Origin of the sequence: Leptotrichia sp. oral taxon 498, from assembly GCF_002240055.1 — a bacterium.
Taxonomy (GTDB): domain Bacteria; phylum Fusobacteriota; class Fusobacteriia; order Fusobacteriales; family Leptotrichiaceae; genus Leptotrichia; species Leptotrichia rugosa.
Genome location: NZ_CP016753.1, coordinates 1,591,444 through 1,603,505, shown reverse-complemented (window position 1 = coordinate 1,603,505; position 12,062 = coordinate 1,591,444). Strand labels below are relative to the sequence as shown.

Annotated in this window: 17 protein-coding genes; all 17 read right to left on the bottom strand. The window is 27.7% G+C overall.

All coding sequences use genetic code 11. The features are described 5' to 3' along the window. Positions 1 to 31: 31 nt before the first annotated feature. Entirely contained in the window at positions 32 to 340 is a 309-nt protein-coding gene (locus BCB68_RS08060) for a V-type ATP synthase subunit F (protein WP_094080307.1), read from the bottom strand. Continuing rightward, the gene (locus BCB68_RS08055; protein ID WP_094080306.1) at positions 333 to 1,325 is read right to left on the bottom strand and encodes a V-type ATP synthase subunit C; all 993 of its coding nucleotides are present in this window, start codon (positions 1,323 to 1,325) and stop codon (positions 333 to 335) included. The genes BCB68_RS08060 and BCB68_RS08055 overlap by 8 nt, the downstream gene beginning before the upstream one ends. An 85-nt stretch (positions 1,326 to 1,410) precedes the next feature. Next, a complete protein-coding gene (locus BCB68_RS08050) occupies positions 1,411 to 1,962 on the bottom strand; it encodes a V-type ATP synthase subunit E (protein WP_094080305.1) in 552 nt (183 codons plus the stop codon). Positions 1,963 to 2,010: 48 nt separating this feature from the next. Next, positions 2,011 to 2,490 carry a V-type ATP synthase subunit K gene (locus tag BCB68_RS08045; protein ID WP_172826468.1) on the bottom strand — a complete coding sequence of 160 codons (480 nt, stop codon included), beginning with the start codon at positions 2,488 to 2,490 and terminating at the stop codon, positions 2,011 to 2,013. A gap of 57 nt (positions 2,491 to 2,547) precedes the next feature. After that, positions 2,548 to 3,711, bottom strand: a complete 1,164-nt coding sequence (locus BCB68_RS10925) for a V-type ATP synthase subunit I (RefSeq protein WP_237048604.1) — start codon at positions 3,709 to 3,711, stop codon at positions 2,548 to 2,550. Between the two features lie 38 nt (positions 3,712 to 3,749). Continuing rightward, positions 3,750 to 4,529 carry a hypothetical protein gene (locus BCB68_RS10920; RefSeq protein ID WP_237048603.1) on the bottom strand — a complete coding sequence of 260 codons (780 nt, stop codon included), beginning with the start codon at positions 4,527 to 4,529 and terminating at the stop codon, positions 3,750 to 3,752. Continuing rightward, positions 4,529 to 4,840, bottom strand: a complete 312-nt coding sequence (locus tag BCB68_RS08035) for a hypothetical protein (RefSeq protein WP_094080304.1) — start codon at positions 4,838 to 4,840, stop codon at positions 4,529 to 4,531. Before BCB68_RS08035 ends, BCB68_RS10920 begins: the two co-directional genes overlap by 1 nt. A gap of 130 nt (positions 4,841 to 4,970) precedes the next feature. Then, positions 4,971 to 6,056 carry a DNA polymerase IV gene (dinB, locus tag BCB68_RS08030; protein ID WP_237048602.1) on the bottom strand — a complete coding sequence of 362 codons (1,086 nt, stop codon included), beginning with the start codon at positions 6,054 to 6,056 and terminating at the stop codon, positions 4,971 to 4,973. A gap of 16 nt (positions 6,057 to 6,072) precedes the next feature. Beyond that, entirely contained in the window at positions 6,073 to 6,771 is a 699-nt protein-coding gene (locus BCB68_RS08025; RefSeq protein ID WP_094080302.1) for an ABC transporter ATP-binding protein, read from the bottom strand. After that, the gene (locus BCB68_RS08020) at positions 6,764 to 7,933 is read right to left on the bottom strand and encodes an ABC transporter permease (RefSeq protein WP_094080301.1); all 1,170 of its coding nucleotides are present in this window, start codon (positions 7,931 to 7,933) and stop codon (positions 6,764 to 6,766) included. Before BCB68_RS08020 ends, BCB68_RS08025 begins: the two co-directional genes overlap by 8 nt. 107 nt (positions 7,934 to 8,040) lie before the next feature. Next, positions 8,041 to 8,385 carry a hypothetical protein gene (locus BCB68_RS08015; RefSeq protein WP_237048601.1) on the bottom strand — a complete coding sequence of 115 codons (345 nt, stop codon included), beginning with the start codon at positions 8,383 to 8,385 and terminating at the stop codon, positions 8,041 to 8,043. A gap of 170 nt (positions 8,386 to 8,555) precedes the next feature. After that, positions 8,556 to 8,819 carry an FtsB family cell division protein gene (locus BCB68_RS08010; protein ID WP_094080300.1) on the bottom strand — a complete coding sequence of 88 codons (264 nt, stop codon included), beginning with the start codon at positions 8,817 to 8,819 and terminating at the stop codon, positions 8,556 to 8,558. After that, complete coding sequence (gene nrdR, locus BCB68_RS08005; RefSeq protein ID WP_094080299.1) at positions 8,816 to 9,304, bottom strand: transcriptional regulator NrdR; 489 nt, start codon at positions 9,302 to 9,304, stop codon at positions 8,816 to 8,818. Before nrdR ends, BCB68_RS08010 begins: the two co-directional genes overlap by 4 nt. Positions 9,305 to 9,312: 8 nt before the next feature. Continuing rightward, complete coding sequence (locus BCB68_RS08000) at positions 9,313 to 9,777, bottom strand: PTS sugar transporter subunit IIA (RefSeq protein WP_094080298.1); 465 nt, start codon at positions 9,775 to 9,777, stop codon at positions 9,313 to 9,315. Beyond that, complete coding sequence (gene recO / locus BCB68_RS07995) at positions 9,767 to 10,441, bottom strand: DNA repair protein RecO (RefSeq protein WP_094080297.1); 675 nt, start codon at positions 10,439 to 10,441, stop codon at positions 9,767 to 9,769. The genes BCB68_RS08000 and recO overlap by 11 nt, the downstream gene beginning before the upstream one ends. An 8-nt stretch (positions 10,442 to 10,449) precedes the next feature. Continuing rightward, positions 10,450 to 10,989: a hypothetical protein gene (locus BCB68_RS07990; protein ID WP_094080296.1), complete on the bottom strand. Its 540-nt coding sequence runs from the start codon at positions 10,987 to 10,989 to the stop codon at positions 10,450 to 10,452. 41 nt (positions 10,990 to 11,030) lie between these two features. Continuing rightward, a complete protein-coding gene (mreC, locus tag BCB68_RS07985) occupies positions 11,031 to 11,954 on the bottom strand; it encodes a rod shape-determining protein MreC (RefSeq protein ID WP_237048600.1) in 924 nt (307 codons plus the stop codon). Between the last annotated feature and the right edge of the window lie 108 nt (positions 11,955 to 12,062).

The following is a 12,062-nucleotide window of genomic DNA, read 5'->3' as shown; positions in this document are numbered from 1 at the left end:
GAAAACTATTTTAATTTAACTATTCAAAAAATTAAAATATGTTAGAGCCTATTGCTTTTTCTACATATTCATCTATTTTATTTAATCCTAATCCAAGTGTTCCTTGATTATTAGGAATGACAATAATCGCCGGTACTATTTTATCTGTATATCTTTCAATCGTTTCTTTTACCAAAATGGCTGTCTGCTCAGTTACAAAAATAATACCAAAGTTATTTTTTGCCATTTCATCTATGGAATGTCTTGCCTCTTCTTTAGTTATTACAGGATACACGCAAAGTCCTAGTGCTTTAAATGGTAAAATTGTATCTTTATCTCCAACAACACCTATTTTATGCATATGTATCACGCAGCCTTTCCCTTATTTTCTCTGAACTTATATTATTAATTTTGCTGACCATAATAAGTCTAATTGCATTAATTTCCCTCTCTTTTGCAACAAGATATGTAAATAGCGGTTCAGGTCCAAATACAATGTATTTAGATTCTTTATTTAATTCCATCAAGTAATTATCCGATATTTTTTCAAATTCCGATAATCTTTTTGTTTCGTTAAAAACTTCTACACCTTTTACTAAATATGGTCCCAATTTTTCTTTTTTAAATTTATTCAAAATTGTTTCTGAACTGTCATTTAATGACGCCACAATTTTATCTTTTGAAATTGTTCCGCCCTCAAATATTACGCTGTCCAGAAATTTTGCATCTCTATTTTGTTTTTGAACTCTAAATAAGGTTATTATATTTTGAAAATCAATAAGTCCTTTGACATAATCTGTTATAACTTTCACATCAATTTTTTTTGATAAATTTACTAAATTTTTGAAATAATATTTTTCTACAATAATATCAATTTTTTGCGGAGTAAGATTTTCCTCTTTTTTTATTTCTGCAATTGCTTCTAAAATTTCTTCTGGCAAATCTAAACTTTGAGTTTCAGATTTTGTCTTAAATTTTGTTATATCAATCGTTCCAGCATTCATCAATAAATTTGTGTTATCTTTTTCAAAAACTTTGCTTTTTATCAATACTTTCAAATTGTGATAGTCGTATTTTAGTGACAAAATATCAACAACTTCTTTATTTTTAGACATATTGCGAACTAGTGAAAAAACTCTTTCTGTTTCTCTTTTTAAAATTTTTTCATAATCTCTGCTATTTTGAATGTCCGTCATATCTTGAGAATACTCAGTTTCTGACAATAATTTTAAAACCTCTTCGCAAGTTTCAGATTCTATCATTCGCTCAATCCTATTTTTAGTTAAGAGTCTTTTTTCTAATACCCTAATAGTTACGACACTTTGACCGTAATCCATTCTATCCATATTTTTTTCTCCCTTAATTTTACTTAAAATTGCAAAAATATTTTAAATTTGCAATTTTAAAGTAATTCATAGCTAAGTTTACTTTTTATGAGAAAAGAAGTTTTGAAATTTCAACTTCCAATTCGTCTCTCATAAAATCTATTTTTACTTCAAAAGTATAATTCTTTTGAACACCATTTTCCTCAATGATAAATCCTGAACTTACAAATTCATTTTCTTTAATTTTAGCGTTTTTAAATTCTTTTTTCACATCTTGTAAAAACTCTTTTTTTACAATTAATTCTTTTGAAGAAATCGAATTTTTATCAATATTTTTATTTAAATATGCCATATAATCTTCTTTTTTCATATTTGCTAATTTTTCTTTTAACTTTTCTATAACTTTATCAATTACTATTTGTTTTGCTTTTAATTTTTCATTTCTTATTTTCAAATTTGCACTTGATTTTATTCTGTCAGTTAAAAGTACTTGTTCTTTTTTTGCTGATTCAAGAATTTTTTCTTTTTTTTGTGAAACTTGTTTCATGCTTTTTTCATATTTTTCATCAGCTTTTTCTTGTGCTTCACTCACAATCTGCTCTCCAGCAGCTTTCGCATCACTTAAAATCTTCGATGTCAAATTGTCAATGTTAGACATTGTCTGCCTCCTTTTTTTGCAAATTTTTTAATTAACTTTTTTCTTTAATTAAAATTTACCTAACAACATAATAGATACTACGAATGCAAGTAGCGCATAAGTTTCAACCATTACCGCATAAATGATACCTTTTGTATTTTGTTCTTCATTTTTTGCAAGTAAGCTAATTCCTGATGCCGCTACTCTACCTTGTGCGATTGCTGAACCATATCCTGCGATTGCGATTGGAAGACAAGCCATTAAAATTCCTAAACCATTTGCAACAGTAAGATCTTTAGTTATTTTTCCTAAAACCATAAGTCCAATAACGAAACCGTACAACCCTTGTGTACCTGGTAACAATTGTAATACTAGTGATTTACCAAATTTTTCTGGTTCTTCACTCATAAGCCCTGTTGCCACTTCACCAACTAATCCTACTCCTTTAGCAGAACCAATTCCTGCTAGCAATGTTGCTAATGCCGCTCCTAATGTTGCAAATATTGCACCCCCATTTTGTGCTAAAAATTGTGATAAATTCAAATTCATTTTATTTCCTCCTAAAATTATTTATTATTTTTATTTATAGATTAATTCTCTAATTTTTTAGTCTTTTAAATTTATTTTTTTAGTTTCTGTTCTAAAATCTTTAAAAGGTCTTCCTCCACCTTCGTAAAATTTTCCAAAATATTCTACATACATAAGTCTTGATGTATGAACATATGCACCTAAGAATGATAAAAACATATTAAATAGATGTCCAAATACCAAAATCACAGGCACAAATATCATTCCAGCCCAATTTCCCGCAATCATTCCTGCAATCATATTAATTGCTGAAGCGATAAATCCACCAGAAAGCCCTAGCGCCATAAGTCTTGAATAAGATACGAAATCCCCGATATAACTTGAGATTCCATAAAGACTGTATAGTCCGCCACCTAGTTTTGCACCGACACTTTTAGCTTCTCTTCCACCCGTAAGTATAATTCCAGCCATTCCTAAAATCATTACCCACATTGAAACTTGAGTTACGACAGGCGACAAATTCTTTAATTTGAAAATTAAAAATACAATTCCACCTGCAAGTGCCATATACCAAAATAATACATCATAAACTGCTTCAAGCGATTTTCCATCACGAATCAACATATACGCTTTTATTCCAAGTCCTACAAAAATATGGACAACTCCAAATGCAATAGAACCTATAAGAAGTGTATTATATTCGCTGGAAGGATCAATTAAACGCCACATTTTTGGTATTGTTGCACCAAAATACGAACCGTATAAAAATCCCCAAAAGATAACTGAAAAACTCAAGTAAAAGAAAAATTTAACTGATTTTTTCATACTGTCATTTAAATTAACAATTTTTAAAGTGATGGCTGTTGCAAGTAAAAGAACTAATCCATATCCGACATCAGCTCCCATCATACCGAAGAACAAGATGTAAAATGGTGTAAATAACGGCGTTGGATCAATTTCATTGTATCTCGGATAAGCATACATCTGTGTAAGAGTTTCAAAATTAGTTGAAATTTTTCCATTCTTTAATTTGATTGGAACCGTTTCGTCGTCTTTTTTAGCTTCTTCAAAACTTAAATAATAATTTCCATCTGTTTCTTCTCTTATCAATTTTTCAAATTCATCTTTTTTTGCTGTTGGTATCCAACCATTAATAATATTAGTATTTTCTGTTTGTGCCAATTTTTCAGATTCGGTGATTCTCAATTTTTTATTTTGTAAATATTCATAGATTGCTTCCAAATCTGTTAAATCTTCACCATATGATTTGATTTTTGATTTTAATTTTCTTTTTTCTTTTTTAGTTCAGAAATTTCTTTTTGCAGCTTATCTTTGTAATCCTGAGGAACTGCATCTATATCAAGATTTGCCACAGTAAAACTGCTATCTCTAAATACTTCAGACAGTTTTTTGGCTTCATTTTCTTCAATAAGTGAGATTACAAGATAATAAACTTCATCTTTTACAATTTTCAATTCTTCATAATAAGTATTATTCAATTTTGAAATTTGCTCAATAAATGTGCCTTTTAATTTTAACGGTACAGTTCCTAAATAAGAATTAACTTTTTTTAATTGCTTTAATTCTTTCGGATTGACATCAAGTCTTTCCCATAAATCAATTTCATCGTACTTGCTGTATTTTTTAGAAATTCTGCTCTTAATATTGGCATATTGAGCTCCAATATCATTTAATTCAGAAGATACTTTTTTCCAGTCATACGACAAAACTTTTTTATACAATTCATCAAATGTGTAATTTTCATTTCCCTTAATAACATCTCTTAAACGAGTCTTTTTCACATCATATTTTTTTATCAGAGAAATTGCACTTCTCACTTGATGAAGTCTTTCTTCAATATGTGTCAATTCTTCATTGTTCACATATTTTGTTACATCTTCAATTTTATTTTCGTTGATTTCATCATTTTCATCTTCACTGTCACTTAAATTTATATCGACAAAATTGACTTCTTTAAATCTCTGAAGTCTTTTTAGTATTTCCGCTCTCTTAGAATTAAAAATGACCAAATCAAATTTACTCATCTTTACTATTGCCATTATTTTACAATCCTCTCTGCCAATAAATCAACGACTTTGTCTATTTTTATGTCATCAATTTCAAGAATTTTTTTTATGTTTTCCGCTTCGCTGTCTAAAAGAAACTTAACTTTTTCTTCGGCTTTTTCCACTGAAGATTTTTTTATGCTTTCCGCTTCTTTTGATGCTTCCAAAAGTATTTTTTCACTATCAGCTTTTATTTTCGCGTCAATATTTTTTAAAATATCTTTTGCAGCTTCATTGGAGTTTAAAATAATACTGTCAGCTTCTCTTTCAGCATTTTTTATTTTTTCTAAAATTTCTCTTGCCAAGATGTAACCTCCTTCTTTTTAAAAAAATCATTAAAACATTTCATTTTCAAAATTATGATATTTTAATGTTTATTTATGACCAAAAAGTCATTAACCACTCTTATAATACTATCAGTTTTTTTATGTTTTGTCAAGTTGCATCAATCAGTTTTAACTGGATATAGCTTCTTTTAAAAATGTTGCTCACATAAATTCCGATGAGTCTCACTTCATCTTTTTTTATAAGATAATTAAAATTTTCAAGCGCAATTTTATACATTAATTTTTCATCATTTGTTACATTTTCCAGTGTCTTTGAACGAGTGTGAACAGCAAAATCAGAGTATTTTATTTTTACTGTAACCGTTTTTACGAATTCTTTTTGCTCTTTTAACTTTTGACAAATCTTTTTTACTTGCGCTTTTATTTCTTCCTGCAACTCATAAATTTCATCAACATTTTGACTAAAAGTTATCTCATAGCCATAAGACTTTCTCTTTCTGTCAACATTAATTTTAGCAAAATGTTCTCCCCGAATGACATCATAAATATATTCGCCTTTACTTGCACCAAATTTTTTAATTAATTCATCTTTTGAGATTTCATAAAGTTGCGAAACTTTTGTCACTCCAAAATGAAAGTTTAAAATTTCTTTCGTTTTTTTTCCAATTCCAGGAATTATTGAAAAATCTTTTTCAGAAATATAATTCATAAAATGATTTTTATTTTTAAAAATAAAAAATCCGTTTGGTTTGTTAGCGTCACTTGCAATTTTCGCACTAACTTTGCTAAAACCTATTCCAACTGAACAAGTTAAATTCACATTTTTGTATATATATTCCTTAAATTTTTTTATAAATCTTTTAATTTTGGAAATTTTTTTTATTTCCGTCTGATTTTCTGCAAAAATGAATTGTGTAATATCCAAATAACCTTCATCTACCGAAGTAAATTCATAAATTTTAATGATTTTTCTTATTAAATCCTGTATTTTTTTTCCTTCAGCAAAATAGAAATTTTTTCTGGGATAAACTACTTTTAAATGTGGACACAATTTTCTTGCATTTGCCATCGCCATAGCCGATTTTATTCCAAACTTTCTAGCTTCATAACTTGCCGTTGTGACAACGCCACTTCCCACTGCAATCGCTTTCCCACGTAAATTTGGATTATCCCTCTGCTCAATTGAAGCAAAAAATGCGTCCATATCATAATGAAGATATATCTTGTTATTCATAATCAGCTACCATTTTTTATAATTTTATCGTCGGCAAAATCATATTAAATTTACCATTTTCAATTTTATATTTATATTTTGCCAAATTTGCAAGTTCCAAGCTGTGAGTTACAATTATTATTGACTGCTGTCTTTCTTTATTTATTTTGATAAACAAGTCATTTATTATATTACTCGTTTCCGTGTCCAGATTTCCTGTCGGTTCATCCGCCAAAATTATGTCTGGATCATTCATCATAGCTCTAGCTATAGCAACTCTTTGCTTTTCTCCGCCAGATAGCTCCATTGGCTTGTGTTTAGTTCTATTTGACAAATTTACAAGGGACAAAAGCTCTTTCGCTTTCTTTTTAGCTTTTTCGTGAGTCATATTTTTATTTATTAAAGACGGCATCATGACATTTTCCAGTGCTGTAAACTCATTTAATAAATAGTGAAATTGAAAGACAAAACCTATTTTTTCATTTCTTATGATATTTTTCATATTTTCATTTTTATAGTCAACCTTTTCACCATGAATTATAATCTCACCATTTGTCGGCTCATCCAAAAGTCCCACGATGTTCAAAAGTGAAGTTTTTCCACTTCCAGATTTTCCTTGAATGGAAACAAAATCTCCTTTATTAAATGTTAAACTAATATCTTTTAATACGTGAATTTCTTCAACTTTCGTCTTATAAATTTTATTAATATTTTTTAATTCTATTATTTTATTCATATTTTAAAGCCTCCACAGGTTTTAATTTTGCTGCTCTTGACGCTGGAAAAATAGTTGAAATAAATATTACTATGACTGTAACGACATATATTATAATTAATTCATTTGCTGAAATATAAAGTGGCAACTCTTCCAAATAATAAGTTCCATTTCTCATAAACACTTTAAACAATATTTTTAGTATAAATAAAACAATCGGTGAAAGTATGCTCCCCATTACCATTCCAAAAAATCCTAACAAAAGTCCTTCTATCATAAAAATTCTACGAATATTTTTATTTGTATAGCCAATTGATTTTAAAATTCCAATATCTTTAATTTTTTCCCTGACAACCATATTTAAAATAACCGATACGGCGAAACTTGCGATTAACAGCAAAAGACTTAAAATGGCGACCAAAACAAATTTTTCAAATCTAACTGCATTCAAAAGACTTTGATTAATCATTTTCCAATCCATAATTCCATATTCTGAATGAGGAATTACATTATTTGAGATTATTTTTTTCTCAACATTTTCAACTTTCTGCGGATTAATCGTTTTTAACCAAATATCCGTTGCCACTTCTCCTTGTTCTGCCAATATTTGCATAGTTTTCATTGGTACAATGGCAAGATTTGTATCATACTCCAAAAATCCTGTTTTAAAAATTCCACGTACAATTAACTTTATCTCTTTATTTTCCGCTGAAACAAGACTTACTTCTTGACCGACTTTAAGTCCCATTCCTTTTGCCAACTCTTCTCCGACCAAAATTGAATTTAGTTCTTCAATATTATTATTTCCAGAAATTATTCTCAAATCTAAGTCATTTTTTACATTATTTGGCATAATCCCGTAAGCCAAAACTCCTCTTGCAAATCCTTGCGACTTTATAATCGATTGACTGTTTATTTTTGGAATAACCGCTTTTACGCCGTCAACTTTTTTTAGATTCTCCACTGCTTCGTCATAATTTTCAAAAAAATTCTTTTGCTTGTGCTTTATCAGAATATGCGGACTCATTGTAAGAAGTGAACTAATCATATTTCTTCCAAGTCCATTTGAAACTGTCAGGGACACAATAAAAACTGTCACAGCAATCGCAATCCCAAGCGTGGAAAATATACTTTGAAATTTTCTCTCCACAATATGCCTAAACGCAATAAAAAATTCCACCATTTTTTCTTTCTCACTTTCCTTTCTTTTAAATATTTTTCTTATTTTTTTTTAATTTTTTTGATTTTTATTTTATATTTTTAAAATTTATTTTTTTATTTTTTTATTTTTTATATTTTAAAAATCAATTTATTACCAATTCGATTTTTTAATAATTTTAATAACAGTATTTCGTTTTTTATATTTAATCTAATTTGTACTCTTTTATTATCAAAAGTTATTATTTCCAAGACTTTATCAATTTTTGCTGCACTCACTTTTGCCACTTTTACAGTTGCGCTTTCTATATTTGAAACTTCTATTTTCAAATTTTTTACAAAAATAGCGCCATTTTCAAATACGATTTTATAGCTAAATATCAAAAAAATAGAAATAAAAACATACAAAAACAAAATTAAAATCAAAATAATTTTTAATCCTGATAATTTTTCAATTCCTGTAATTCCTTTATACAATGAATTTGATGCAATAAATACAATTACTATAAAAAAATAGACGATGAAAATATATATTTTGTATTGGCTCTAAAAATATATTTTTTCTTTTCATCTTCTATTTTATATTTTTCCACTTCTTCACTTAAACTTTTTGAATCAAATAAATTTCCCATATTTCGCAATATTACTTAATATTTGTAAGCAACTTCTCCTTTTTTCTTAAAATTCAAATTATCTCTCGCATATCTTTCAAATTTATCTTCATCTGTAAGATCATTTGTATTTTGGATAATTTTATTCTTTTGCTCAGTAGCTTTTTTTATATCCTTGTTAACTGATGCAATATTTTTTTGTATTTCTTTTCTACCAGAATATCTTATTATACTATCATAAAGTTGATACGCTACAATCAATCCAAAAATAATATTCCACAAAAAAATCAATCTTTTCATTTACTCTCCCAACTTTTTATATTTTTTATTTTTTTGTCGTTTCTAATTTTTTCAATTTCAAAAATAAAACTGTCCAAACTATCAAACTTTTTATAGACAGAAGCAAATCTAACATACGCTATTTCATCCAGATCAATCAAATATGAAAGTATTTTATCGCCCAAGATGCTCGATTTTATTTCACCAGAATACTCTGTCAAAATTTCTCTTTCAATCCTATCTATAATTTCTTCAATTTTTTCAGTATTGCAATATCTCTTTTCAAATGCACGAATAATTCCATTATAGACTTTCTCTCGAGAATAAACTTGCTTTTCTCCGCTCTTTTTTATCACCTTTAGCGACAACTCTGCCACCTTTTCGTGTGTAGTAAATCTTTTACCGCATTTTTCGCACTCTCTTCTTCTTTTGATTGAATTCCCCTCAAAATATGCACGACTGTCAACTACTTTAGTATTTTCATTCCCACAAAACGGACATCTCATAATTTCACCTAATTTTCTTCTTCTCTTATTATTTTTTCAATTTCTTCATTTGACCTTGCTCTTAACAAAGAATCAACAAACCTTGTTTCCCTAATAAATCTAGAGATTCTCGCAAGTATTCTCAAGTATTCCTGAGTTTGATTTTCAGGACATAAGAACATAAAGAAAATATTTACTTTATCTTCGTCAAGTGATTCATATTCAATTCCATCCTTAGAAATCCCCAAAGTTATTATTAACTCATTGACAGCTTTAGTTTTAGCATGAGGCAGAGCAATTTTCCTTCCAATTCCCGTGGTTCCCATTTTTTCACGCAAAAAAATATCATTTAGCGCCAATTCTTCATCTTTTACCAAACCACATTTCTTTAAATTTTCAAAAAGTTCTTTTATAACCGAATTCTTACTGGTTGATTTTAAATTCAAACAAATCGTGTCCGTCTGAATATAATCAGCTATCTTTTTATTTTCCATAAATTCCCTCCAAAATAAATTTTTGTACATTTAGTTCCACTTGCAACTGCATATTTATGTATTTTTCAAAAATAATAACTATTTTTTTTAAATTTTTTTTATGCTCTTCAACTTTTTTCTGAAAATTTAAATCTTTATTTAAAGCTAATATTTTTTTATATTCTAAAAACAATTCTTTTTTTAATAGTGATTTTACTTCACTAATTTCATAAATTCCGTGTTCAGTCATAATTCTATGCAAGAACGCCAAAACAATATAATATTTATATCCTCTTTTTAGATTAATCGCTTCGTTTATATAGTTCAAAATATTTATCAATTTTAAAAAAAATCTTTCATTTTCCACAACTTCATCATAAATTTTATCTATACTATCTAGAATATATAACGAAATTTCCAATTTTTCAATGTCAATCAAAATATTTTTAAAAACTTTTGTTATATTTGCCTCTTTTATTGAATAAAAATTATTTCTTTTAGAAATGGTAAATTCGACAACATTCATCGGATTATATGCGGCTAAATTTCTTTTTTTGGACTTTGTTATTCCAAATGACATTGCCACAATTTTACCAATTTCTTTAGAAAAAATAGTAACTAATAAATTATTTTCTCCATATTCCTTTTTTTTTAAAATTATTCCATTTATTTTAAAAATTTTCATAAAAACCTTTATTTAAAATTTGATAATCTGTAAATCACTTGTGAATTTCCGTCTTTTACAGAAATTTTTGTTGGGAAATAATAGCCATTTGACAACTTATAATCGCTGAAATTTACTGTATATCCTTTGCTAGTAATTGAAGTTAGCCAATTTCCTGAAAAATGAAATGTATCTCCATTTTTAGTCTGCGTTTTTTTACCATTTATTCTCGCTATTTTGTTAAATACTGCCAAAATATTTGCTTCATCTTTTTCAACTTTTTGTTTAACAGTTTGTTTTAAAGAAGGATAATAAACAGTTTTTGTGTTTCCGCTAAATGTGTAAATTTCACCTCGATTCACGCTAGGAGCTGTAATTTGCAATTTTAATGTTCCTGAATTGTAGCTCATTATATATCTTTTGCTTCTATTTTGACCATTAATTGTCACATCTTCAGTCACATTTACGGTAAAATTTCTCTTTTCCCAAAAATCTTTTGAAAAAGAAAAAACTGAAATAAAAATTGTCATTAATATTACTAATTTACTCATTGTTAATTTTTTAAACATCTTTTATCCTCCAAAAATTATTTTAAAAGTTAAACTAAGTTTTATTGCACTGAATCGTGAGATTTCTCTGAATCCTGTTCTTTTTCCAAATTTACCTGAGTCTGAATTTGACTGTCAATTACATCGTTTCTGCTCCATTTATAAACCATTACATTTTGGATTTGAAAAATATCATATTCTGGTGTAAATCTGATTTCTTTTATTTTTTTGAACGCATTTAAATCTTTTAATTTAAACGTCCCCACTTTTATTCCTTTTGGAAAAACATCACTCACACCTGAAGTTTCTATGTTAAATAATGTCTTTTCGTTAACTGAACCTTCATTAAAGTTTTGTACTGAAAAGGTTCCATCTCCATTTCCACGCAAAATCTGTAAATTCGTACCATTCAAAGTTACGCTTAATTTTGAGTTTTTACTTGTCAAAAGAGTAACTTCTGAATATTCCGCATCAACTTTTGAGATTTTTCCGATTAAATAACCATTGTACATAACTGGTAAATTTAATTTTACTCCTTGATTTTGACCTTTATTGATAAAAAACTTCTCTGAATAATTTATATTTTCCACTAATGCAACATCTGCCGCAATAAACTCAGCGGGATTTTTTTGACGCATATCAAGCATTTTTCTCAAATTTTCATTTTCAACTTTTAAATATGCTAATTCTGTGTTTTGAACCTTATTTTTTTGCAGTTCAAAATCTCTTGTCTTATTGTTTTTTACATATTCTTCGATGTAACTGATGTCCTGTACTCTAGATTTTAATTTTAAAGTTTGAGTATATAACATACTTTTAACTTTTACAAGCTTAAAATCTATTTCTTTAGTAATCCCGTCCAAAAAGGAAAATGAACTGGAAATTCTATTTTTTAGTGCGAATAGTATAATTATTATGACTATCAGTATTAAAATATTCCTCCCGGTGCTTTTTTTATCAGAAAACTCTCTACCTATTTTCATCATTTATTTCCTCTCATAAATTTGTAATAAAACCAACTTTCAAAATGTTAATTTTACCTATAAGTTTATAACATACCTACAATCTAAATATAACACATTTATCGCACTTTA